The organism is Bradyrhizobium sp. USDA 223 (assembly GCF_044909005.1).
Taxonomy (GTDB): domain Bacteria; phylum Pseudomonadota; class Alphaproteobacteria; order Rhizobiales; family Xanthobacteraceae; genus Bradyrhizobium; species Bradyrhizobium yuanmingense.
This window is the reverse complement of record NZ_JBIYDR010000001.1, coordinates 7,060,760-7,084,082: the sequence shown is the minus strand read 5'-3', so window position 1 is coordinate 7,084,082 and position 23,323 is coordinate 7,060,760. Positions and strand designations below refer to the sequence as shown.

The 23,323-nt window shown below is 66.2% G+C and carries 24 protein-coding genes, 1 tRNA gene and 1 riboswitch; of the genes, 8 read left to right on the top strand and 17 right to left on the bottom strand.

The genetic code is table 11. The features are described from left to right. Nucleotides 1-143: 143 nt before the first annotated feature. The 8 genes from ABIA40_RS32940 to ABIA40_RS32905 form a co-directional block, all read right to left on the bottom strand. Entirely contained in the window at nucleotides 144-1,001 is an 858-nt protein-coding gene (locus tag ABIA40_RS32940; RefSeq protein WP_404545433.1) for an amidohydrolase family protein, read from the bottom strand. A 3-nt stretch (nucleotides 1,002-1,004) separates the two neighbouring features. After that, a complete protein-coding gene (locus ABIA40_RS32935; protein WP_404545431.1) occupies nucleotides 1,005-1,982 on the bottom strand; it encodes an aldo/keto reductase in 978 nt (325 codons plus the stop codon). 103 nt (nucleotides 1,983-2,085) lie between these two features. Beyond that, entirely contained in the window at nucleotides 2,086-3,018 is a 933-nt protein-coding gene (locus tag ABIA40_RS32930) for a sugar-binding protein (RefSeq protein WP_057028437.1), read from the bottom strand. Between the two features lie 93 nt (nucleotides 3,019-3,111). Further along, nucleotides 3,112-4,182, bottom strand: a complete 1,071-nt coding sequence (locus tag ABIA40_RS32925) for an ABC transporter permease (RefSeq protein WP_157285690.1) — start codon at nucleotides 4,180-4,182, stop codon at nucleotides 3,112-3,114. Next, nucleotides 4,182-4,937, bottom strand: a complete 756-nt coding sequence (locus ABIA40_RS32920; RefSeq protein ID WP_404545429.1) for an ATP-binding cassette domain-containing protein — start codon at nucleotides 4,935-4,937, stop codon at nucleotides 4,182-4,184. Before ABIA40_RS32920 ends, ABIA40_RS32925 begins: the two co-directional genes overlap by 1 nt. Before the next feature lie 13 nt (nucleotides 4,938-4,950). Further along, a complete protein-coding gene (gene xylA, locus ABIA40_RS32915; RefSeq protein ID WP_404545427.1) occupies nucleotides 4,951-6,273 on the bottom strand; it encodes a xylose isomerase in 1,323 nt (440 codons plus the stop codon). Continuing rightward, nucleotides 6,274-7,725 carry a xylulokinase gene (xylB, locus tag ABIA40_RS32910; RefSeq protein WP_404545425.1) on the bottom strand — a complete coding sequence of 484 codons (1,452 nt, stop codon included), beginning with the start codon at nucleotides 7,723-7,725 and terminating at the stop codon, nucleotides 6,274-6,276. A gap of 83 nt (nucleotides 7,726-7,808) precedes the next feature. Next, complete coding sequence (locus ABIA40_RS32905; RefSeq protein WP_271546311.1) at nucleotides 7,809-8,882, bottom strand: LacI family DNA-binding transcriptional regulator; 1,074 nt, start codon at nucleotides 8,880-8,882, stop codon at nucleotides 7,809-7,811. Nucleotides 8,883-8,993: 111 nt separating this feature from the next. Here ABIA40_RS32905 and ABIA40_RS32900 point away from each other — a divergent pair, with 111 nt between their 5' ends. Beyond that, entirely contained in the window at nucleotides 8,994-9,521 is a 528-nt protein-coding gene (locus ABIA40_RS32900; protein ID WP_404545423.1) for a DUF1003 domain-containing protein, read from the top strand. A gap of 102 nt (nucleotides 9,522-9,623) precedes the next feature. Here ABIA40_RS32900 and ABIA40_RS32895 read toward each other — a convergent pair whose 3' ends face one another. The 3 genes from ABIA40_RS32895 to ABIA40_RS32885 all read right to left on the bottom strand — a co-directional run bounded on the left by ABIA40_RS32895 (nucleotide 9,624) and on the right by ABIA40_RS32885 (nucleotide 10,967). Beyond that, on the bottom strand, nucleotides 9,624-10,097 hold the full coding sequence (locus tag ABIA40_RS32895) for a GNAT family N-acetyltransferase (RefSeq protein WP_404545421.1): 474 nt from the start codon (nucleotides 10,095-10,097) through the stop codon (nucleotides 9,624-9,626). A gap of 24 nt (nucleotides 10,098-10,121) precedes the next feature. Continuing rightward, on the bottom strand, nucleotides 10,122-10,703 hold the full coding sequence (locus ABIA40_RS32890; RefSeq protein ID WP_275510897.1) for a helix-turn-helix domain-containing protein: 582 nt from the start codon (nucleotides 10,701-10,703) through the stop codon (nucleotides 10,122-10,124). Nucleotides 10,704-10,893: 190 nt separating this feature from the next. Continuing rightward, nucleotides 10,894-10,967, bottom strand: a tRNA-Gly gene (locus ABIA40_RS32885). A gap of 174 nt (nucleotides 10,968-11,141) precedes the next feature. On the opposite strand from ABIA40_RS32885, the gene ABIA40_RS32880 reads away from it, so the two are divergent. From ABIA40_RS32880 to ABIA40_RS32860, 5 genes are all read left to right on the top strand, one after another. Next, nucleotides 11,142-11,720, top strand: coding sequence for a methylated-DNA--[protein]-cysteine S-methyltransferase (locus ABIA40_RS32880; RefSeq protein ID WP_225134336.1), 579 nt, complete (start codon nucleotides 11,142-11,144; stop codon nucleotides 11,718-11,720). Between the two features lie 9 nt (nucleotides 11,721-11,729). Further along, nucleotides 11,730-12,569, top strand: coding sequence for a helix-turn-helix domain-containing protein (locus ABIA40_RS32875; RefSeq protein ID WP_404545418.1), 840 nt, complete (start codon nucleotides 11,730-11,732; stop codon nucleotides 12,567-12,569). 58 nt (nucleotides 12,570-12,627) lie between these two features. Then, the gene (locus ABIA40_RS32870) at nucleotides 12,628-12,987 is read left to right on the top strand and encodes a VOC family protein (RefSeq protein WP_198399887.1); all 360 of its coding nucleotides are present in this window, start codon (nucleotides 12,628-12,630) and stop codon (nucleotides 12,985-12,987) included. A gap of 144 nt (nucleotides 12,988-13,131) precedes the next feature. Further along, complete coding sequence (locus ABIA40_RS32865; RefSeq protein ID WP_275501357.1) at nucleotides 13,132-13,533, top strand: SRPBCC family protein; 402 nt, start codon at nucleotides 13,132-13,134, stop codon at nucleotides 13,531-13,533. 113 nt (nucleotides 13,534-13,646) lie between these two features. Continuing rightward, a complete protein-coding gene (locus ABIA40_RS32860; RefSeq protein ID WP_404545416.1) occupies nucleotides 13,647-14,126 on the top strand; it encodes a hypothetical protein in 480 nt (159 codons plus the stop codon). On the opposite strand, the gene ABIA40_RS32855 is transcribed toward ABIA40_RS32860, so the two are convergent. The 3 genes from ABIA40_RS32855 to ABIA40_RS32845 all read right to left on the bottom strand — a co-directional run bounded on the left by ABIA40_RS32855 (nucleotide 14,123) and on the right by ABIA40_RS32845 (nucleotide 18,134). Beyond that, the gene (locus ABIA40_RS32855) at nucleotides 14,123-15,565 is read right to left on the bottom strand and encodes an MATE family efflux transporter (protein ID WP_404545414.1); all 1,443 of its coding nucleotides are present in this window, start codon (nucleotides 15,563-15,565) and stop codon (nucleotides 14,123-14,125) included. The two genes, ABIA40_RS32860 and ABIA40_RS32855, sit on opposite strands and share 4 nt — an antisense overlap. A 166-nt stretch (nucleotides 15,566-15,731) precedes the next feature. Then, nucleotides 15,732-16,784, bottom strand: coding sequence for a hypothetical protein (locus tag ABIA40_RS32850; RefSeq protein WP_404545412.1), 1,053 nt, complete (start codon nucleotides 16,782-16,784; stop codon nucleotides 15,732-15,734). A gap of 213 nt (nucleotides 16,785-16,997) precedes the next feature. Beyond that, nucleotides 16,998-18,134, bottom strand: coding sequence for a 2'-deoxycytidine 5'-triphosphate deaminase (locus tag ABIA40_RS32845; protein ID WP_404545410.1), 1,137 nt, complete (start codon nucleotides 18,132-18,134; stop codon nucleotides 16,998-17,000). 80 nt (nucleotides 18,135-18,214) lie between these two features. Continuing rightward, nucleotides 18,215-18,294: riboswitch (SAM riboswitch) on the top strand. Nucleotides 18,295-18,369: 75 nt separating this feature from the next. Here ABIA40_RS32845 and ABIA40_RS32840 point away from each other — a divergent pair. Further along, nucleotides 18,370-19,557, top strand: a complete 1,188-nt coding sequence (locus tag ABIA40_RS32840) for an O-succinylhomoserine sulfhydrylase (protein ID WP_225128479.1) — start codon at nucleotides 18,370-18,372, stop codon at nucleotides 19,555-19,557. A gap of 70 nt (nucleotides 19,558-19,627) precedes the next feature. On the opposite strand, the gene ABIA40_RS32835 is transcribed toward ABIA40_RS32840, so the two are convergent. The 3 genes from ABIA40_RS32835 to ABIA40_RS32825 are packed head-to-tail and all read right to left on the bottom strand — an operon-like array spanning nucleotide 19,628 to nucleotide 22,665. Next, nucleotides 19,628-20,617: an SGNH/GDSL hydrolase family protein gene (locus ABIA40_RS32835; protein ID WP_271546334.1), complete on the bottom strand. Its 990-nt coding sequence runs from the start codon at nucleotides 20,615-20,617 to the stop codon at nucleotides 19,628-19,630. A gap of 12 nt (nucleotides 20,618-20,629) precedes the next feature. Continuing rightward, nucleotides 20,630-21,409: an SGNH/GDSL hydrolase family protein gene (locus ABIA40_RS32830; protein ID WP_271546336.1), complete on the bottom strand. Its 780-nt coding sequence runs from the start codon at nucleotides 21,407-21,409 to the stop codon at nucleotides 20,630-20,632. Further along, nucleotides 21,409-22,665, bottom strand: coding sequence for an OpgC domain-containing protein (locus ABIA40_RS32825; RefSeq protein WP_404545407.1), 1,257 nt, complete (start codon nucleotides 22,663-22,665; stop codon nucleotides 21,409-21,411). Before ABIA40_RS32825 ends, ABIA40_RS32830 begins: the two co-directional genes overlap by 1 nt. A 195-nt stretch (nucleotides 22,666-22,860) precedes the next feature. Between ABIA40_RS32825 and apaG the strand changes: the two genes are divergently transcribed. Next, nucleotides 22,861-23,253 (top strand): Co2+/Mg2+ efflux protein ApaG, encoded by a 393-nt coding sequence (apaG, locus tag ABIA40_RS32820; RefSeq protein ID WP_024337101.1) that lies wholly within the window; start codon nucleotides 22,861-22,863, stop codon nucleotides 23,251-23,253. Nucleotides 23,254-23,323 lie beyond the last annotated feature (70 nt).

Sequence of the window (23,323 nt, the reverse complement as noted above, 5' to 3'; positions counted from 1 at the left end):
GCCATCCTTCGAGACGCCCGCCTCAGGCGGGCTCCTCAGGATGAGGAGCGGAGTGCGCGGCGGTCGCTTCAAGGGAGACGGATGCCGCTTAGCCTCATCCTGAGGAGGCGCGTCAGCGCCGTCTCGAAGGACGAGGCGCGCGCTCAGGCGCCGACGCGCGATACCAGCCGATACGCCTGCGCTGCATTCACACCGAAAGCCTTGTCGCGCACACGCGGGCCGAGCCGCGCCAGGCAGGCCTCCAGCGCGGTCGTGATCTCGCCGTAGCTTCCCGCGAGCAGGCATACGGGCCAGTCCGATCCGAAGATCAGCCTGTCCTCGCCGAAACATTTCGCGGCGTGCTCCACGAACGGAAACAGCCGTTCCGCATTCCAATCGTTCCAGACCGCCTCGGTCGCCAATCCCGAGATCTTGCACCAGACATTGCCGCAGGCAGCCAGCGCCGCGATGCGCTCGGACCATTCGGCGCTGCCGCCTTCGGCGATCGGCGGCTTGGCGGCGTGATCGAGCACGAAACGCGCGTGCGGAAAGGCCTGCGCGGTTGCGACCGCCGCGGGCAGCTCGCGGCTGCGGACAAGGAAATCGTAAGCGAGATCGTGGGCGAACACGGCCGTGAGTCCGCGCTGGACGTCCTCGCGCAGCAGCCAATCCGCATCAAGCTCGTCGTGGACCTGGTGGCGGATGCCGACCAGCTTGTTGCCACCAGGCAGAGCGCGCAGCCGGTCGAGCGTCTCGCCGAGCGCCGCATCGGTGAGATCGGCCCAGCCGACCACGCCGATCACCGAGGGCGTCGCATCCGCGATACGCAGAAACTCCTCGGTCTCCTCCAGCGCTGAGCGGCATTGCACCAGGATGCTGGCGTCGATGCCGTTCGCCTGTAGCAGCGGCGCGAGATCGGCCGGGCCGAAGGCACGGCGGATCGGCGCCAGCTCGTCCGCTTCCATCCAGGGATAATCGGCGCGCGCCGGATCCCAGAAATGCTGGTGGGCATCGACGATCATGTCCTACGCTCCGCCGGGAAATGGCGCGCGCGCATCGACCAGCTTTCGTGCCCGCAGCTCCTGCCAGAATGCCGGCGGCACCGCCTTCTCGGACATCGCGACGTTGTCGGCGACTTCGGCGGCATTGCGCGCGCCCATCACGGCGACCGTCACCGCCGGATGGGCCATGCAGAATTGCAGCGCGGCGGCTTTCAGCTCGGTGCCGTGCCTGCGGCAGAGTTCGTCGAGCTCCAGCGCGCGTGCCACGAGCGCAGCGTCAGCATCCTGATAGTTGAATTTCGCGCTCGCCCGCGGATTGGCCAGGATGCCGCTGTTGTAGATGCCGCCGAGCAGGATGCCGATATTGCTGGCCTGGCACAGCGGAAACAGCGCATCCAGCGCGCCCTGGTCGAGCAGCGTGTAACGGCCAGCGAGCAGGAAGCAGTCGACCGGCACGGCCTCGGCGAAGCGGGCCAGCATCTCGGACTGGTTCATGCCGGCGCCGATCGCCTTCACCGTGCCGTCCTCGCGCAGGCGCTGGAGCGCGCGGAAGGCGCCGCTGACGGCATCGTCATAATGATCGTCCGGATCATGCACGAGAAGGACGTCGACGCGGTCGAGGCCGAGGCGCTGCAGGCTCTCCTCCACCGACCGCATCACGCCGTCATAGCTGAAATCGAACACCGGCCGTTCGCGCGGCGTGCCCTTGTAGTGCTCGTCCTCCGGGGCAGCGCCATCAGGTGCGCGCAGCAGGCGGCCGACCTTGGTCGAGATAGCATAGGAGTCTCGCCTCTGTTGCCGCAGGAAGGCGCCCAGCCGCCGCTCCGCGAGGCCGAAGCCGTAGAGCGGGGCGGTGTCGAAGAATCGGACACCGAGCGACCAGGCCCGTTCGATCGTCCCGTGCGCATCGGCATCGCTGACGGGCGAGAACAATCCGCCGAGCGGGGCTGAACCGAGGCCGATCGAGGTGACATCGAGCGCGCCGAGCCGCGATCTTTTCATTCCCATGCCTTCCAGCGATCGTCGTCCATTCCAAATCATCTCTCCCGCTTGCGGAAACCGCAAGCGGGAGAGGCATGCAGAAGCGCGGGGCTGGGCAGCGCTCCTACTTCAACATCTTCGCGACGTTGTCCTTGGTGACGAGATCGAGGCCGGTGTAGACGATCTCCGGCACCTTCTCGCCCTTCTTGATGGCGAGCAGCGTGTCCATCGCCTTCTCGCCCATCTCGAACGGACGCTGGCCGACCAGCGCATTGGCATAGCCGTCACGCAGCAGCTCGAGCTGCATCTTCAGCGTATCGGCGACGACCAGCGTGAACTTGCCGGAATCGATGTCCTTCTTGTTCCTGCTGGCGAAGGCTTTGAAGCCTTCGGGCGCGAACATCGGCCAGCCGCCGATCGGAACGATGGCGGCGAGATCCGGCGTTGCGGTACGCATGTCCGTCATCTGCTGGACCGCGAGCGCGGGATCGTCGTTGCAGAAGCTCGGCGAACCCGCGACCTCGGTCCATTTCGAGCCCTTCAGCGCCTCGCGCACGCCGTCGACACGCTCGGCCAGGTTCTTGGCGCCGGGACCGCCGGAGACCATGGCGTATTTGCCGCCGTCAGGCCGCAATTTCAGCAATTCCTTGCCGAGGGCCAGGCCGAACTCCTTGTTGTTGGTGCCGATATAGGCGATGCGCTTGGAGCCCGGCGCGTCGGCATCGAAGGTGATGACGGGAATGCCGGCGGCGGTCGCCGCCTCGATCGACTTGGTCATGGCCGCGACGTCCGCGACCGAGATGGCGAGACCGTCGACCTTCTGCGTGATGAAGTCCTGGATGATCTGGGCCTGGTTCGCCGGCTCATGCTCGACCGGTCCCTTGTAGATGCACTCGATGTTGCCGAGCTCCTTGGCGCGCTTCAGACAGCCGTCGCGCGAAAAATCGAAGAACGGATTGTTCATCGCCTTCGGCACGATGACGAAGCGGTAGTTCGCAGCAAATGCCGGCGTGGCCATCATCGCAACCGCGATGCCGGCAAGAAGCAGTTTCCTCATTGTCTCCTCCACTCTTGTTGGTGCCTATCCCCTCGAAAGCCCCCGGGAAGCGGATAGGCGGCGTTTTCCTTGCCTTCCCGAGATGTCGTCATGTTAGGTCATCCGCGAGCGGACGCGGTCGACCAGCACAGCCAGAATGATGATCACGCCGACCAGCGTCTGCTGCCAGTACGAGCTGACCTGGGCCAGCACGAGGCCGTTGCGGATCACCTCCAGCAGCACGCAGCCGACGATGGCTCCGAGCGGACCGCCGATGCCGCCGGCGAGATTAGCACCGCCGATCACGGCCGCCGCGATCACGTTGAGCTCGTAGGACATCGCCATGTTGGCCGGCGCCGATCCGAGCCAGCCGGAGATGATGATGCCCTGCAGGCCCGCGGCGAGCGCGCAGATCACGTAGACCTCGATCTTCACCCGCACCACCGGAATGCCGGTGAGCTCGGCCGCCTTCTCGTTGCCGCCGAGCGCGAAGACGTGGCGGCCGAACGAGGTGTGGTGCAGCACCACGGCCATGGTCAGCGCCAGGATCACGAGATAGATGAACGGCGCCGGCACGCCGAGCACGTCACCGGACGTGAGCGCGTAGAAATAATCGGCGTCCGGCCCGCCCGGGAAGCTGCCGCGCCCGTTGGAGACGACATAGCCGAGCCCGCGCACGATCGAGAGCATGCCGAGCGTGGTGACGAAGGGCGACAGGCCGAGCACGGCGATGCAGAAGCCGTTGACGAGGCCTGCAATCAGCGCGGCGCCGAGGCCGGCGAGGATCGAGATGAGCAGGATCAGCCCCGGCACATTGGCCAGCACGGTCTTGCCGTCCGCCGCCATGTGCACCAGCGGCGAGCCGGGCGCCGACAGCTCGGTCATCACCATCGATGTGATCATGGCGGAAAAGCACATCATCGATCCTACCGACAGGTCGATGCCGCCGGTGATGATCACGAAGGTGACGCCGAGCGTCGCGATGGCGATGAAGGAAAAGTTCTTCGCCACGTTCTGCATGTTGCCCTGGGTGAAGAAGTAGGGGCTGGCGAAATGCATGATCACCAGCAGCACCGCCAGCGCGAGCAGGACGTAGCCGGTCTGCGAGGCGAAGATGCCGCGCTGCCACCACCTGATCTTGCCGACATTGGTGAAGCTGATCGGGGATTCCAAGGGCATGGCCATCACGCCGCCTCCTTCGCACCGGTGATGAGGGCGGTGACCTCCTCGGGGGAGGTCTGGTGAATCGACTTGTCGGCGCGCTTCTCGCCGCGCCGCATGACGACGACGCGGTCGCATACGGCGAACACGTCGGGCATGCGGTGCGAGATCAGCATCACGGCGACGCCCTGCTCCTTCAGCCGGTGGATCAGGCCGAGCACCTGCTCGACCTGGCGCACCGAGATCGCGGCGGTCGGCTCGTCCATCATCACCAGCCGCGCATTGGACAGCCGGGTGCGCGCGATCGCGACGGCCTGGCGCTGGCCGCCCGACATCTGCCTGACGAGATCGTCCGGGCGCGTCTCCGAACGCAGCTCGCCGAACAGCTCGAGCGCGCGCGACGCCATCGCCTTGTGATCGAGCAAGGCAATCGGTCCGAACCTGCGCTTCAGCTCGCGGCCGAGAAAGACGTTGGCGGCCGCCGTGAGATTATCCGCCAGCGCGAGGTCCTGGTAGACGACCTCGATGCCGACGGCGCGGGCATCGACCGGCCGGTTGAAATGCACCGCGCTGCCGGCAAAGCGCATCTCGCCATGGGTGGGGCGGAAATTGCCGGCGATGATCTTCACCAGCGTCGACTTGCCGGCGCCGTTGTCGCCCATCAGGCCGACCACCTCCCCGGGCCAGACCTGCATGTCGACGTCGTGCAGCGCGCGAATCGCGCCGAACTCCTTGCCGATGCCGGTGAGCTCGAGCACCGGTGTCGCGTTCTTCGTCATCAGCGGCGTTTCCTCAGACATAGCGGTTGACCAGGGATTCCAGATATTCCTGCCGGCCCGAGCGCGGCTGCGGATCGAAGCCGGGAGACATCGCGCGGTCGGCGAGATCGGCGAGCGAACGCTGGCCGCCGAGAATGGCGCGGCCCTCCGGGCTTGCCCAGCCCTCGTAGCGTTTTGCGAGCGGCGCACTCAGCGTGCCGGCGTCGAGCATGTCGGCGGCGGCGAGGAAGGCGCGCGCACAGGCATCCATCGAGCCGACATGGGCATGGATGAGATCATCGGGGTCGATCGACTGGCGGCGGATCTTGGCATCGAAATTGAGCCCGCCGGTGGTGAAGCCGCCCCGGTTCAGGATTTCGTGGAACACCAGCGCCAGCTCCGGCACGTTCATCGCGAACTGATCGGTGTCCCAGCCGAGCAGATCGTCGCCCCGGTTGATGTCGAGCGAGCCGAACACGCCGAGCGCCTCGGCCAGCGCGACCTCGTGATGGAATGAGTGGCCGGCGAGGATGGCGTGGTTCTGTTCGATGTTGAGCTTGACGTCCTTGAGCAGGTCGTAGCGTTCGAGGAAACCGTAGCAGGTGGCGACGTCGAAATCATATTGATGCTTGGTCGGCTCCTTCGGCTTCGGCTCGATCAGCAGCGGGCCCTTGAAGCCTATTTTGTGCTTGTGCTCGACGACGAGCGAGACGAAGCGGCCGAGCTGGTCGAGCTCGCGCTTGAGATCGGTGTTGAGCAGCGTCTCGTAGCCCTCGCGTCCGCCCCACAGCACGTAGTTCTGCCCACCGAGCCGGTGCGTCACCTCCAGTGCAGCACGGACCTGGCCGGCGGCATAGGTGAAGATGTCGGGATCCGGATTGGTCGCGGCGCCCGCCATGTAGCGGCGGTGCGTGAACAGGTTCGCAGTGCCCCAGAGCAGGCGAACCTTGCTCGATGCCATCTTCTGCTCGAACAGATCGGCGATGGCGTTGAGGTTGGCGACGGACTCGGCGAGCGAAGCGCCTTCCGGCGCCGCATCGACGTCGTGGAAGGTGAAGTAGGGGACGTCCAGCAGGCGGAACAGCTCGAAGGCGGCATCGGCCTTGGCGCGGGCCATCGCCATCGCGTCGGTGCCGTGGTGCCAAGGCCGCAGGAAGGTCTCGCCACCGAAGGGATCGCCGCCCGGCCAGCAGAACGAATGCCAATAGCAGACCGCAAAGCGCAAGTGATCCTCGAGCCGGCGGCCATGCACCAGGCGGTCCTTGTCGTACCAGCGGAAGGCGGGCGCGCCTTCGGCCTCCTTGCCGCCGAAGGCGACGGGTGCACTTGCATCGAAGAATTTGGCTGGCGCGTTCACTTAAGACTCCTTCAATGCGGGATAAAGCGCGCGCCATCGCCGATAGGCCTCGTCATATGCCGCGGCGACGGACGGGCGGGGTGTGAAGCTTGCGAGCCGCCGCGGGCGCGTGCAGACGTTCGCGGGGTTCTCGCCGGTCGCGGCGAGCCGGCCGAGCCGCGCAGCGCCGAGCGCGGCGCCGACCTCGCCTTCCTCGACGCGGTGGACGGGCATGCCGAGCACGTCGGCGCAGATCTGCGCCCATAGCGGCGAGCGCGAGCCGCCGCCGACGAGATCGACCTCGCCGATTGGCCCGCTGGCTGTGCTCAGCGCCGCCAGATTGTCGCGCGCGGCAAAGGCGACGCCTTCGAGCACCGCCTGCACGATCTCTGAACGCCCGGTCGCGCCGCGCAGACCGACCAAGGCGCCGCTGGCGGCGGCATCGTTGTGCGGGGTGCGCTCGCCGTCGAGATAAGGCAGGAACTGGACCGGGCTTGGTGCATCGACGCGCTCGCCGAGCGGTGCCAGGAGCGCCGCGGCCGGCGTCTCCATCACGCCGGCAAGCCAGGCGAGCGAGGCTGCGGCCGACAGCATCACGCCCATCTGGTGCCAGAGGCCGGGCAGCGCGTGGCAGAAGGCATGCACCGCCGAGGCCGGGGCGGGGGCGAAGCGATCAGTGACGCGGAACAGGACGCCCGACGTTCCCAGCGACAGGAAGGCATCGCCGGGCGCGATGGCGCCGAGCCCGATCGCGCTGGCCGCATTGTCGCCGGCGCCGCCCGCGACCACGACATTTTTCGCCATGCCCCAGCGCTGCGCGTATTCAGGCGCGAGCACCGCGCTCGCCGCGCTGCCCTCGACGAGGCGCGGCATGTGGTGCAGATCGAGCCCGGTGGCATGCAGCAGCAGTGCGGACCAGCGCCGCAGGCCGACGTCGAGCCACAGCGTGCCTGCTGCATCCGACATGTCCTCGACCATCTCGCCGGTCAGGCGATAGCGGACATAGGCCTTCGGCAGCAGCACCTTCGCCACGCGGTCGAAGATCTTCGGCTCGTGCCGTGCCACCCAGAGCAGCTTCGGCGCGGTGAAGCCCGGCATAGCGAGATTGCCGGCGATCGCGTGCAGCGAGGGACAGCGCCGCTCCAGCGCGGCGCATTCGGCCTGCGAGCGGCCGTCGTTCCAGAGGATGGCCGGACGCAGCGGCCGGCCGTCCTCGCCAAGCAGCGTCGCGCCATGCATCTGCCCCGACAGGCCGATGCCGCGCACCTGCGCGACCTCGCGCGGATGGCGCGCGGCGAGATCGTCGACGGCGCCGACGGCCGCATCGACCCAGGCGTCGGGATCCTGCTCGGACCACAGCGGCGCCGGATGCGACAGCGCAAGCTCGCGCGCTGCCGTCGCGGTCACCGCGCCGGCTTCGCTCACGAGCACCGCTTTCACACCGGACGTGCCGATGTCGATCCCGAGATACAATTCGTCCTCCCTTTCGCCTGAGACGGAGAGCGATCTTGCGTCGCTTTTCCCCGTTGGCCTTCTGTTGCCAAATCCACCTGCCGCTAGGGCAGATTGTCCCGCATCACGATGTCGATCCGGATCTTCTCCTGTTCGCTCAAGATCGGTTCGCCCCGGGCGAGCGCGAGCAGCACGCGGACGGCCGCGCGCGCTTCATGTCCGGGGTTCTGCGAGATCGCGGCATCCATCACGCCCTGCAGTAGCAAGCGGCGCGTCAACGCGGTAACGTCGTGCCCGACGAACACCACCTGCTTGTCACGCCCGGCCGCGCCCGAGGCCTTGTCGTTCAACGCCTTGCCGTTCAGCGCTTTGGCGACGCCCTGCGTGCCGGCGCCGACGTTGTAGAGACCGACGATGTCGGGATGCTTGCCGAGCAGCCGCGCCAGCAGCTGCTCCGAACGATCGTCCTCGTCGCGCCCTTCCAGCACCGGCAGCACGCTGAGATCGGGGAATTCGCTCGCCATCACCTGGTTGAAGCCGAAGATGCGCTCGGCATGGTCGCGCAGGCCCTGCGAGCCCGCGATGATCGCGACCTTGCCGGACCTCTGGCCGACCAGGCGTCCGACCAGCGCGCCGGCGGTGCGGCCCGCGGCGATGTTGTCGATGCCGACATAATGGTGGCGGCGCGACGACGGCACATCCGAGACCAGCGTCACGACCTTGGCGCCGGCATCGACGAGGTCATTGATGGCGGCGCGGACGCTCGGATGGTCCAGCGCCACCACGGCGACGCCGTCATAGTCGCCGGACAGCGCCTCGAGCGAGGCCGCGAGCGCGGCGGGCTCGAACACGTCGGTTGCGATCATCTCAACATTGAGGCGGCGGGCCGACAGCCAAGCCGCCATCTCGCCAAGATAGGCCTCGATCTGCTGCATGAACGGGTTCGGCCCCGACGGCATCACGAAGGCGAAGCGGCGGGCCCGGCCGCGCGCGAGCTCGGCGGCCGCCACATGCGGCTGGAACGAATTGCGCGCGATGGCGTCCTTGACGCGCCGGACCGTATCCGGGCGGACCCCCGGCCGGTTGTGCAGCACGCGATCGACCGTGGCGAGGCTGACACCCGCCTCGCGGGCGATGTCCTTCAGCGTCAGCACAGTCGGGGCGAGGGTCTCGGCCATGGCTGAAGGCTAGCAGAGGTGTTTTGAGGTACGCAACTCATTTTGGTGAGGGGAAGCGTCTTTTTGCTTCCTCTTCCAGGAACGGCTCCGCGAGCGGACCGTTGCCGGGGCGTGCATAACGACCTCACACATGATTCCGGCGAGGGGCTGAGCCCGACGCTCGAGCGCAACATCCAGGCACTGGTGGCGCGGCGGCGCCGCGAGCAGCAGGCGGCACGCGGCCAGGACAAGGTCGCGGACGCGATCACGGCCTTCACCGGCAGCATGATCTTCGTCTACCTGCACCTCGCCTTGTTCGGGTTCTGGATCATCGCCAACCTGCATTGGATTCCGGGAATTCCGGCCTGGGACGAGAGCTTCGTCATGCTGGCGATGATCGCCTCGGTGGAGGCGATCTTCCTCTCCACCTTCGTGCTGATCTCGCAGAACCGCATGACCGCGGCGGCCGACAAGCGCGCCGATCTCGATCTCCAGATCAGCCTGCTCGCCGAGCACGAGCTGACCAAGGTGGCCCGCCTGCTCACTCAGGTCGCCGAGCGGCTCGACGTCAAGCCGGACGCGGAGCGCGACCTGCAGGAAGCGGCCCGGGACATCGCCCCCGAGCGCGTGCTCGACAAGATCGAGGAGACGCGCTCCTAAAGCGCGATGCGATCAGGGTGAAGCGTCATCGCGCTTTAGGTTGTTGTTTGAGCATGATCTTTTCGGAAAAACCGCTTCACACTTTTCCGAATCATGCTGTAGCTATCGGCGGCCTGGCGCCGACAGCTCCAGCGTCAGGAACAGGCTGTTGGGATCCTCGACATAACCCTCGAACGGGCGGCAGGCGACGAAACCGTGCGCCATATAGAGTGCGTGCGCCGGCTTGAAATAGTCCCACGAGCCGGTCTCGAGGCTGAGCCGCGTCAGGCCGCGCCCACGGGCCTCCGTGATGATGTGACGCAGCATCTGGCCGCCATAGCCGCGCCGCCGCGCGGTCTGCAGCGTGTGCATCGACTTGACCTCGCCGTGGCCAGTCGAAAGCGTCTTCAACGCGCCGGTGGCGACCAGCGTCTCGCCGTCCCAGCCGGTCCAGAACGCGACGTCAGGTGCACGCAGGCCCGCGAGATCGAGCGCATGGTCGCTGCCCGGCGCCGTCTGCGCCCGTGCGGCCGCAACGTGGTGATCGAGCAGCGCGACGACGCGCGGATCATAGGTGTCGCCGGTACGGATCTGCATCGTGCTCGTCTCCACGCTTTGCCTTCACATCTTGCCGTAGGACGCGCCGCGCCTGACGATGATGACGTAGCGCGCGTCCTGCCTGGTTTCGTTTTCGAAGATCACGGCGCGCATCACGTCGAAATCCAAACAATCGCCCTCGCGCAGCCGCACCGCCTTGGCGTCGATATGCACGGCGATGGCGCCCTCCAGCATCAGGAGCTGCTGGGTGAAGGCGTTGCGGCCCCAGGGGCTGTAGGAGACGCGCGCGCCGGCGGGGAGGTCGACCACGATGATCTCGATGCCGCTTGCCGCATCCGGCGGCGAGGCGTGCCGCCGGCGATAGCCGCTGTCGGGGTCGCGCCAGAGCGGCTGGTCGGAAAGCCGCACCAGGCGCTCCGGCGGCTTCTCGGTGAGCGCGACGACATCGCTGAGCGTGACGTCGAGCGCCGCGCAGAGCTTGTTCAGCAGCGCCGCCGTCGCACTGCTCTGCGCCCGCTCCACCCGCCCGATCATGGCCCGGCTGACGCCGGAGCGCGCCGCGAGTTCGTTCAACGTTATCCCGGCCTGCGTCCGCAGCGTCTTCAGGCGCCGGCCAATGGCGCGATCGAGTTTTTGCTGGTCCATCTCTTTGCAGGTCCTGGCCTTCATCCCAACATTGCCCGGCACGAGGACCTCACCCGCCGGACGCCCTGGAGCTTAAGCCGGGGAAGCGGTGCATGCCGGGAGCGAAGAGCTAATATATTGGAATCTTTGCGCCGCTCGCGAGAGCGAGTTTGTCACGCCGGCACCAATGAAACGTCGATCGGGGAAAACTTGGAGCGGGCGAAGGGAATCGAACCCTCGTATGCAGCTTGGGAAGCTGCCGTTCTACCATTGAACTACGCCCGCGATGCGCGCGCTTTGCGCCCCTCCTGATTAGCCGAGACGGCGCCTGCCGCCAAGCGGTTTGGCGCGACCGGCCGGGCGGTTGTTAACGGCCTGATAAGATTCCAGGTGCGCCGGATTGTGGCGGTGTTATGATCGCTTTTCCGGGGAGAAACGTGCACTGAGTGGGGCGTGTGCATGGTGGGGCGGGCTTACGCGATATTCGACACGGCCATAGGCCGTTGCGGCATCATCTGGAGCGGCACCGGCGTGGTCGCCGTGCAATTGCCGGAGGCGCGGGAGATCGACACCCGCCGCCGGATTTTCCAGGTCCATCCCGAGGCGCGGGAGCAGCGCCCGTCCGAGAACGCCGAGCTGGCGATCGAGGGCATCACGGGCCTGCTGCAAGGTCACGATCCCGACTTCTCCGAGGTCAGCCTGGACGCCGGCGGGGTGCCCGGCTTCGACCGGCGCGTCTACGAGTACACCTGCAGCATTCCGCGCGGGGAAACGCGCACCTATCACGAGGTCGCCCGGGCGCTGGGCGCCTCCGGCGCGTCCTATTCCGTGGCGCAGGCGATTGCGAAAAATCCCTTCATGCTGATCGTGCCCTGCCACCGGGTGCTGGAGGCTGGCAATTACACCGACCGGCTCTCGCCCTATGGCGGCGTGATCTCCAAGCGGCGGCTGCTGGCGCTCGAAGGCGCCCACCCCATCGCCAGCAAGACGCTGTTCGAGGTGCTGCTGCCGGTTGCTCCGCCGCGGGCGCCTACCTAAATACGCGGGATGCACGCCACCACGTTGCTGACGACGCCCTCGATCACGGCATCCGAGTTTCGCTGCGATGCGGGCCCGGACGACACGCCGTTTGCGGAATGCCGCACCGGCCATTCCATCGCCTATGTCCGCTCCGGCAGCTTCGGCTGCCATTGCCGCGCCGGCTTCTTCGAGCTGGTGGCGGGCTCGATGCTGATCGGCGCCCCCGGCGAGGAATACACCTGCACGCATGAGCACGTGTCCGGCGACGTCTGCCTCGGCTTCTTCTTCAGCGAGGATTTGGTCGACGCCCTCGGCGGGCGGCGCGAGGTCTGGCAGATCGGCGCGACGCCGCCGCTGCCCGAGCTGATGGTGCTGGGCGAGCTGGCCCAGACGGCAGCAGATGGCAACAGCGATCTCGGTCTCGACGAGATCGGCCAAATCCTGGCCGGCCGTTTTGTCGACGCCGTCTCGGGCAAAGCGCGCAAGCCGGCCACCCCCACCGCACGCGACCGCCGCCGCGCGGTGGAGGCGGCGCTGTGGATCGACGACAATTCGCATGCCGAGCTCGACCTCGAGCAGGCTGCCAAGCAGGCGGGATTGAGCCCGTTTCATTTCCTGCGGCTGTTCTCGGCCGTGCTCGGCGTCACCCCGCATCAATATCTCGTGCGCTCGCGGCTGCGCCACGCGGCACGGCTGCTCGCTGACGACGACATCCCCGTCACCGACATCGCCTATGACGTCGGCTTCGGCGATCTCTCCAATTTCGTCCGCACCTTCCATCGCGCCGCCGGCGTGTCGCCGACCAAGTTCCGGCAGGCGTCGAAGGGGGAGCGCAAGATTCTCCAAGAGCAGCTTGCCCTCAACTGACTAGGGTCGTCTCCGGCGCGTGTCCTTCGCGGCACGCTTCTTCGCAATGGAGACGAACATGTACGACCACATCGGATTGCGCGTTGCCGACCTCGACGCCGCCACGCGCTTCTACAGCGCGGTGCTGGCGCCGCTCGGCTTTGTCCTGTGCTCGAGCGGCGACGGCTATGCCGGCTTCGGGCCGAAGGGCGAGCCGGCGCTGTGGCTGCACCTGAACAAGGGCCGCAAGGCCGACGGCGTCCACATCGCCTTCCGCGCCGGGGATCATGACGCGGTCAAGGCGTTTCACAGCGAAGGCCTCAAGTGCGGCGGTCGCGACAATGGCGGCGCCGGCCCGCGGAAGGATTACAGCCCGACCTATTACGCGGCGTTCCTGATCGACCCTGATGGCAACAATGTCGAGGCGGTTTGTGTGTGAGCGCTAGCCACTCGCTCCGTCATTGCGAGGAGCTCTTGCGACGAAGCAATCCAGACTGCTTCCGCGGATACAGTTCTGGATTGCTTCGCTGCGCTCGCAATGACGGCATCTGTGGCACCACTTATCGCAATCAAGGATACCTTCATGGCCTCCATCCACAACGACATCTCCCTCCCCGCCCCCGCGCGCGACGTCTGGGGCGCAGTGCGTGATTTCGGCGCGCTACATCAGCGGCTGGTGCCGGGCTTCGTCACGGCGTGCACGCTCGATGGCGATGCGCGCATTGTCACCTTCGCCAACGGCTCGGTCGCGCGCGAAGTGCTGGTCGACTGCGACGATGCGCGGCGGCGCCTCGTCTATGCCATCAGCAACGAGCGGCTGAGGCATTACAGCGCCTCGGTGCAGGTCATTGTCGAGGGCGAGACGAGCTGCCGCCTCGTCTGGATCATCGACATGCTGCCGAACGAGCTCGCGCCTTACGTCCAGGGGCAAACCAAGGAGGCGGTGGCCGCCATGCACAAGGCGTTTCCGCCCGCGGCAGCCTGATCGTTCACTGTGAGTTTTCTCACAGAGCTCCGTCCTCGCCGGCCCTAACCATGCCCGCGTGCGTCCGGTTGGCTCTGCTCTCCCGGCGGCGCCACGCACGCGAGGAGCATGCCATGAGAGGTGCGGACAAGGTGATCTGCCAGGCAGCTGCAATGCTGCTGCTGTTTTCAATCTCGAGCGTGCCGGCAAAAGCGCAATTCCTCGGCGGCGGCGGTGCCGGCGGCGAGGACATGATGACCCAGATGGCGCCGATGCTGGAGATGATGAAGGCGAAGATGGGCAAGCGCCGCTTCGCCATGCTGATGCGGACCATGGGCCCGATGATGAGCCGCATGATGGAGAACGGCGGCGGCGGGCTCGGCGGCTTGATGGGCGGCGGCGGCAATTTCGGCGGCGGATTCAGTGCACCGATCTACGGCGGCTACGCGCCGATGGGCGGCGGCATCATGCCGGTCGGGATCGGCAGCATGGGCGGCGGCGACATCATGGGCATGCTCGGCGGCAGCGGCGGCAGCGACATGATGGCGATGATCCCGCAATTGATGCGGCTCGCCAATACCGGCGGCGGCCATCGCCGACACAAGCGTCGCTAGTCGGCAGCCGAAAGCGCCGGCTTGATCGCAGGCTTCGTCTCGCGCGGTCCCCAGCGTGTCAGCACGACGCTGGAGCACGACAAGAGGCCGAGCACGACCATCGAGCTCGCGGCGAGCCAGAAGAAGCTCTTCGCGCTGGCGCCGTGCCTCGACAGCCACCAGCCGATTCCGGCGATGTAGATCAGCCGCGCGGTCTGCGCCAGCACCGGGCCGATCACCTTGGCCGCGCCTTGCGAGGAAAAATACATCGTCGTCGCAAGACCGAAGAAGGCGTAGAACGGCCCGACCGTCGAGAGATATTGATGGCTCGCCGCGCGCACCGCCACGCTGTCGGTGAACATGTTGACCCAGAGATCGGGGAAGATCGCAACGAGGCACGCCGGCGCACCGACCGCCACGAAAGCGGCAACGCTGGCGGTCCAGGCGATGCGCCGGGCCCGCGCGATGCGGCCGGCGCCGATCGCCATGCCGACCATCGGCACGCAGGCGATGCCGAACGAGAATGCGATCGAGGTCAGCAGGAATTCGAGCCGCGCGCCGACGCCGTAGCCGGCGAGGATCGCAGTGCCGAACTGCGCCAGCATGTGGGTGAAGATCGAGATCGTCAGCACCGATTGCAGCGGCGAGAAGCAGGCGATGGCGCCGACCTTGAGGATGTCGAAGAACATCGCCCATTGGATGCGCAGGCCGCGCAGCTTCAGTGTGATCCGCGCGCGGCCGGAGAACAGGTACCAGCTCATGATGCCGATGTTCATGGTGTAGGCGATCAGCGCGCCGGCGGCGACGCCGCGCATGCCGAACTGCGGCACTGGCGCGAGCCCGAGGCCGAGCGTGCCGCCGAGCACGATCTGCCAGGCCGCGGAGTTGAGGATCAGGAACGACGGCAGCTTCATGTTGCCGGTGCCGCGCAAGATGCCCGCCATGGTGTTAAGCAGCCAGGGCAGCACGGCGCCGCCGAAGAACACCTGCGTGTAGGCGATCGCATGCGCAAGCACATCGCCGCGGCCACCGAGCATTTCGAGCAGCCTCGGCCCGAAGATCAGCATGCCCAGCATGAAGACGAGGCCGAAGCTGATGCCGATCAGCATCGCGTGCACGGCCAGGATGCCGGCGCGCTCGCGGTCCCCGGCGCCGAGCGCACGCGCGATGGCCGAGGCCACCGCGCCGCCCATGGCGCCGCCGGACATCGTCATCGTCAGAATGATCGTCGGAAACACCAGCGCCATCGCCGCCAGCGCCTCGACGCCGAGCCGGCCGACATAGGAGGTCTCGGCGATGACGACGCAGATGCCGGCCGACAGGCCGATCACGTTCGGCCAAGCGAGCGAGAGCAGCGTGCGCAGGATCGGCCCGTCGGTCAGCGCGCTTCTGATCGGCGGCGGAGGCGGCGGCAGCGGGCGCTCTTGCTCATCGACCGGGATTTCGGCGATGTCGGACATGTCCTCTCCCGGGCGCAAGCGCCATTTGCAGCGCAGCAATCACTTGGTGTGCCAATGGATTCGTTCGCGCGAATGGCGCAGCTGAAGCGTGTTAGCACGGCGCGCGGTGCTTCCGCCTGCGCCTGATGCAGGCGTGCCCTGCGGCAGCGCATTTCAAGCGGTGGAATTACTCGATCGTCCACACCAGCGGCGGACGGCCGCCTACCGCGGTGCGCATCTGCACGCCGATATGCCGGCCGCAGCCTGCGGCGAGACCCTCGAACAATCCCTCCAGCACCTTCGCGCAGGCGCGGTGGTAGTCGGCGATGTCGTCCATCAGCTTCCAGCTCTGCTGCCGGATCTCGAACGTGCCTTCCGATTGCGTCATCTCGGCCGCATCATCCTGCGCAGCGAGCATCGCGTTCAGGAACAATGCGAATTCTCGCGCGCCGCCGCGGGTCGTCGCCAGCGCCGCGGCGACCTCGTCGAAATATTGCATGCCGATCAGCTTGCCGGTGAGGTGCAGCAGATAGCCGGCATCCTCCGGGCCGAACAGCTGCACCATCACGGGCGCGGCGGTGCGGACATATTCCATCGCGTAATTGCGATAGGCCTTTTCCAGCCGCGGTTTTGGCCAGCTCGCGACCGGCAATGCGGGCGCCGTCTTCGCATCGAACAAAGGTGCTTCGAGGTGGCGCGCGAACACGAGGCGCTGGTCAAGCTCGAGCGGATGGTCGTAGAGATGATAATAGCCTTCGAGCCCGTCCTGACCGTCGACGCTCTGCTTGGTGCAGACGAAGCCGAGCCTGAGATCGCCGAGAGCCGCGCCATTGTTGGCGTGCCAGCCGCGCAGCATGGCGCGGGAGACCTCGCCGGGGATGCCGCAGATCGCGGTGCCCTTCCAGATCCAGCGCGGCGGCGGATAGCGGATCCAGGCTTTGGTGTCGCTCTCATACATGTATTCGACGTGCACGCCGCCGATCCAGTTGGAGAGATAGTGGTATTGCGCAGCCGCGACCGCCGGCGGCAGATGGTCGATCCCGAGCTTTTTGAGCCCCGGCAGGAAGCGTTCCTGCTGCTGGCGACGGAACACGCGGAAGACGAATTCTGCCGCATCCGCCGTGCCGCGGCGCGTGACGATTGTGAGGATCAGCCCGGTGAAACAGGCGTGATAGAGATCGGCGATCGCACGCCAGCGCTTCCATTGCGCTTCCTGCGCGAGGTCTGGTGCGGTGGTCATGTTCGCTCCCGGCTTGTTGTTTTGCGGGAGTGTGTCATCGCGGATCGGGTGACGCAACCAGACGCGATCTCGGTGTCATCGCCCGCCTTGTGCGCCATTGCGCACTGGGACGGGCGATCGAGTACTCCGAGATGGTCATGCTTGAATCGAGAGGCCGCGGCGTACTGGATTCCCCGCCTCCGCGGGGAATGACAGCGGTGGGTGAGGTTAGCACTACACCCTGAAATGCTTGCTGAGCTTCAGGCCTTGCGCCTGGTAGTTGGAACCGATGCGCTGGCCGTACATGGCGTCGGGGCGGGCCAGCATCTTTTCGTAGACGAGGCGGCCGACGATCTGGCCGTGCTCGAGGATGAACGGCACCTCGCGCGAGCGTACCTCCAGCACGGCGCGCGATCCCAGCCCGCCTGCGCCGGCATAGCCGAAGCCGGGATCGAAGAAGCCGGCATAGTGCACGCGGAACTCGCCGACCAGGGGGTCGAACGGCACCATTTCCGCGGCGTAGTCGGGCGGCACCTGCACCGCTTCCTTGGAGGCGAGGATGTAGAACTCGCCGGGGTCGAGGATCAGGCTGCCATCGGGGCGCGCCGAAATCGGCTCCCAGAAATCCTCCACCGCGTAGCCCGCGCGGCGGTCGACATCGACGACGCCGGTGTGGCGCTTGGCGCGATAGCCGACGAAGCCGCTCGCCTTCTCGCCGGAGAGATCGACCGAGACGGCAACGCCGCCGGAAAGATCCGCATCGTCGATGTCGACGAGACGTTCGCTGGCGTGCAGCGCATCGAGCTCGTCGGCATTGAGGATGGCATCGCCGGTGCGGAAGCGCACCTGGCTGAGACGCGAGCCCTCGCGCACCAGCACCGGAAACGTCTTCGGGCTGATCTCGGCATAGAGCGGGCCGTGATAGCCGGCGCCGATCATGTCGAAGCGACGGGTGCCGTCGGCGATCACGCGGGTGAAGACGTCGAGCCGGCCGGTCGAGCTCTTCGGATTGGCGGCAGCGACGATCTCGGGCGGCAGCGCGAGGCTCTCGAGCAGCGGCACGATGTAGACGCAGTTGGTCTCGAGCACCGCGCCGTCGGCGAGGCTAAACTCGTGCAGCTTCAGCTCGTCGATGCGCTCGGCCACGGTGGCACCGGGCCCGGGGAGGAAGCTGGCGCGGACCCGATAGGCGATGTCGCCAAGGCGCAGATCGAGGCTCGCCGGCTGGATCTGGCTCTCGACGAAGTCGTAGGCGGGCAGGATGAGACCTTCTTCCGCCATCGCCGCGATCGTGCGGTCGGGCAGGATACCATTGGCGTCGGCGGCGACCGTGAACGTCAACCGGGGGTCCTCATCAGGGGTCGAATGCATCCGGCCATGCCGGAAATACAAGTCTTTTACGGCTATCCGATGGACGCCTTGACGGAAAGGGCATTGCGGAATATGAGCATCACTTATCCCGTGGTGATTTGAGCCGGCCGGCTTGCAGCCACGTTAAATAAGTCGCTAAACAGGCCGGGGACCTCTGTGATCCCGGCCCGTGGAGATATCCAGGCCGGTTTTTTTGTGACCGTTTTGCCTCGACGGTCATGTCGGAGAGGGTCCTATGTCGAAGTCGTCTGCTGCCTACCGCCCCGAAACCCGCCTGGTCCATTCCGGCACCCTGCGCTCGCAATATGGGGAGACCTCGGAGGCGCTGTTCCTGACGCAAGGCTATGTCTACGCCAGCGCGGAGGAGTGCGAGGCGCGCTTCAAGGGCGAGGATCCCGGCTTCATCTATTCGCGCTATTCCAACCCGACGATTGCAATGTTCGAGCGCCGCATGATCGAGCTCGAGGGCGCCGAGGCCGCGCGCTCGGCGGCAACCGGCATGGCGGCGGTGACGACCGCGATCCTGGCGCCGCTCAAGGCCGGCGATCACGTGGTCGCCTCCCGTGCGCTGTTCGGCTCCTGCCTCTACGTCATCCAGGACCTGTTGCCGCGCTACGGCATTGAGGCCACGCTGGTCGACGGGCTCGATCTCGACCAGTGGCAACGGGCGCTGAGGCCCAACACCAAGACGTTCTTCCTGGAGAGCCCCACCAACCCGACGCTGGACGTGCTCGACATTCCCTCGATTGCCGAGATCGCGCACAAGGGCGGCGCGCGGCTCGTCGTCGACAACGTGTTTGCAACCCCGATCTGGCAGAGCCCGCTCGCGCTCGGCGCCGACGTCGTCGTCTACTCCGCAACCAAGCACATCGACGGCCAGGGCCGCTGTCTCGGCGGCATCATCCTGTCCTCCGAAGCCTTCATCGCCGAGCACATCCACAATTTCATGCGCCAGACCGGCCCGTCGATCTCGCCGTTCAATGCCTGGGTCCTGCTCAAGGGACTGGAGACGCTGGGCGTGCGCGTGCGCGCGCAGACCGACACGGCCGCGCGCGTCGCCGAGGTGCTGGCGAGCCATCCCAAGATCTCGCGACTGGTCTATCCCGGCCGCGCCGATCATCCGCAGGCGGCGCTGGTGAAGAAGCAGATGCGCGGCGGCTCGACGCTGGTCGGCTTCGAGGTGAAGGGCGGCAAGGCGGCGGCGTTCCGTGTGCTCAACGAATTGAAGCTCGCCAAGATCTCCAACAATCTCGGCGACGCCAAGAGCCTCGTCACGCATCCGGCGACCACGACGCATCAGCGCCTCAAGCCGGAAGACCGCGCCGCGCTCGGCATCAGCGAGGGCTTCATCCGCTTCTCGGCGGGGCTGGAGCACGCGGATGACCTGATCGAGGATCTCACCGCGGCGCTGGAGAAGGCGTGAGGGCGAATGGCGAATAGTGAGTGGCAAATGGACCCAGCCCTATTCGCTACTCGCCATTCCCTACTCGCCTCTACATCGGCCGGTACGTTCTCACATCGGCGGGCACGCTCACACCGAGCTTGATCTGGCCGACGGAGCGGATGATGTCGTCCCCGAGCAGCTGGGCGAAGCAGGCATAGCCCCAATCGTTCATGTGCAGGCCGTCGGCGATGACGAAGCTCTCGACCGGGATCGACTGGTTCTCGTGCCAGTCGCGCATCACCTCGAAGCGGGGGAAGATACCGACCTTGCGGAGCTCGGCGACGTTGCCGAGCAGCTTGATCATCTTGCCGGCGCTCTCCTTGCGCTGGTTGACGGCCGGCGAATATTGCGGATCGACCAGCACGATGTCGGTGCCGCCGGCGGCCTGAATGCGGTTGATGCCGTCCTCCACCAGCTTGACGGTCTCGCCGGGATCGAGATTGCGCAGCACGGCGTTGGTGCCGACCTGCCAGATCACGAGATCCGGATGCCTGTCGATCACCTGCGTCTGCAGACGCTTCATCATCTCGGGGGCGTCCTCGCCGCCGACGCCCGCATTGATGACGCTGATGTCGGCGGTCGGATAGTGCCGGCGCAGCTGCGCGGCGAGACGATTGGGGTAATTGAACTCCGGCGAGCTCGCGCCGAACCCTTGAGTCGACGACGAGCCGAACGCGACGATGACGACGGGCTGGCCGGCGGCCAGCTTGCTCGCGACATGCGGCAGCGAGCCCATCGCCTTGGAGCCGCCCTTCGGCGGCAGGCAGGGCACCCGGCTGAAGATGTCGGCGGCGGACTTCGCGACCTCCTTCACCTTGTCGATGGCGCGCGAGGTGACGCCGCGCTGCTCGGGCGACCTCGCGGCGACGGTGGTCTGGGACGGCGCTGCGGGCGCGGGATCAGGCGACTGGGCGGGTGCGGGGGTCGCCGGCTGTGCAGCCGGCGTCTGCGCATGCGAGGCGGGCGTCAGCAACAACAGCACTGCTGTTGCAGGCACGGCCAACCATGACGTCAGGCAAAAAGGGCGGAGAGAACTCATTAACGCTAGACCTCAATTTTGCTGCTGGGCCGGCTCCAGATGAGCAGCGTCAATCACGAACTGTGCCAACGCCCGGCCGAGGCAATCATGGACCTGTTTCGCCAGCTCAGGCCCGCGGGACGGGTTGAACAGGTCGAACTGGCCCTGTTCATTCCACTGCCGCATGATCGCGAAACGATCGAACAGCGGGATGTCGTGCTCCTGTGCCACGACGCGCATATTATCGAGAAAAGGCTGCGCCGAGATCATGGTCTCGGTGCGCGGGCTATATTGCAAATTCATCAAGACGACGTCCGCCCCTGCCTTTTGCAGCGCAACAACCCCGTCGGTCACCGCGCTACGAAATTCGTCGGGATCGATGGATCGGATAGCATCCACGGTCCCGGTCTGCCAGATGACCAAAGTAGGCGTTTTTGCTTCCATCAGCTTAACGAAGGTGGACGCGGTCTCCTCTGCCGTTTTCTTGCTCTGTATTTCTACGGAGACGTGCACCGGCTCGGAGGGCGGCAGCTTCTCCTTGAGGATCGCCTCCATGCGCGCCGGATAGGAGCTGCTCTCCGACGACGGAATCGTGGTCGAGCGGCTGCCGATCACCAGGATGTCGAGCGGTTTGCCGGCCTTGATCGCCTCGGCGACCTTGGGCAGCTGGCTTTCACTGGTCAGCAGATAGGACGGCAATTCGCAGGCCGCAGGCACAGGGGATGCGGCAGACGCGGCATCGCCCGCGCGCGCCGTGGGCGCGGCGAGGTTACCGCACAGCAGGACCAGGCTCAGGAGAACCTTCGCCTTCATCAGCCCCCTCCCGCCAGATCGGCGTTGCCGACGGCGTTCTTGGTTTTCGCACCGCTCTTGTCAGCCACACGCTTGTACCACGAAATGATCCACGCAACTCCCCACATGATCAGGATTCCGGAGAGGCTAATCAACGCATGCATCACCGGCCCGCCGGAGATTTCGGCGAGGACGAAATGGCCGGCAAAGGCCAGGAAGACGCCGAGGCAGAAGATCTCGAGCGAATGCTGACCACATAGAATCAATGGTCGTAGCCAGCGCGATTTCAAGCCCGGCCAATCGCGGGGCAGGAAGCGTACGGTCAGCGCCGCCAGCGCCAGGAAGTGCGCGAAGCGCAGCACGTCGAGGTCGGTCTTGTCGATCGGATACATCCATTGTTCGATCTGCTTCGGCATGAACTGGGAGAGCTGGGGCACGTACCAGGTCAAGGTCACGTAGAACGCCGCGATGAGATAGGCGATCGAGATCCACATCGTCACGGGCGAGGCCAGGATGCCCGACATGCGACGCGCACCTCCGAGCGCGCACCAGGCACCGAACACGAACAACAATTGCCAGGCGAAAGGATTGAAGGCCCAGAAGCCGTTCGGATAGGCCGACAGGTAAAGGTCGTACTCCCAGGTCACCGCGTAGAGCAGGACCGACAGCCCGAGCGTGACGTCCGGCCGCCATTTCATCGACCACAGGATCAGAGGCAGCGCCAGCATCAGCACGATGTAGAGCGGCAGCACGTCCATGTTGACGGGACGGAAGCGCAGCAGCAGCGCCTGCACGATGACGACGTCGGGCTGCTTGAGGAAGTCCATGATGCCCATCTCTTCGGTGTAGAGCGGGTTCTCGAACCTGGTCGCGACATAGGAGATCTCGGCGAGGAAGATCGTGAACAGGAAGACGTGGGCGACGTAGATCTGCCAGACCCGGCGCAGGATGCGCGCGGTGGCGATGAGAACGCCGCTCTCCAGCATGGCCCGGCCATAGACGAAGGCGGCGGTGTAGCCGGAGATGAAGATGAAAATTTCGGTGGCGTCGCTGAGGCCGTAATTGCGGATCGTGAACCAGGTCAGCAGACTGGGCGGCAGATGGTCGATGAAGATCAGCCATAGCGCGAGCCCGCGGAACAGATCGAGTCGGAGCTCGCGCTCGCCGATGGCGGGCAGCGTGATGGCCGGCGCTGCGGCGCGCGCCTTGGTCCCTGCGGGCTTGGCGCCCGCGGTTCCTGCGATGGTCGATCCCGTCACTTGGTCGGCAATGGTCATCGGGGCCTGGAAACCCTTCCGCAAATCGCGACATTGAAGCAGTGTAATGGTCCGGCTGTCGTCTCGCAAAGCGTCCGGATCACATCAGGGTGTCTCCCTCGGTGGTGTGCTTTCCCGCCAATTCTGGCGGGACGATGTCGCCAAGGCGCCCGCGGGGGTTTGGTTCCCGGGGCGGATTTCGGTATGATGACAGCCATGTACCGCGCCGTGACCCGCCAGATCGAAGTGACCGTCGAGCCGAACTTTGTTCCGGAGCAATCGTCGGCCGACCGCTCGCGCTACTTCTGGTCCTACACCATCGTCATCACCAATTCGGGCGAGGAGACCGTGCAGCTCAAGACGCGGCACTGGATCATCACCGATGCCTCCGGCCGCCAGCAGGAGGTGAAGGGCGAAGGCGTGGTCGGCGAACAGCCGATCCTGGCCCCCGGCGAGCGCTTCGAATACACCTCCGGCGTGCCGCTCTCGACCGCCTCGGGCTTCATGACCGGCCGCTACCAGATGGTCAGCGAAACCGGCGAGCGTTTCGAGATCGACGTGCCGACATTTTCGCTGGACAGCCCCGACAACAAGCGGGTGTTGAATTAGGGAGGCGAGTTCGCCGTAACACTCACAACTGTCATGCCCCGGCTTGACCGGGGCATCCAGTACGCCACGG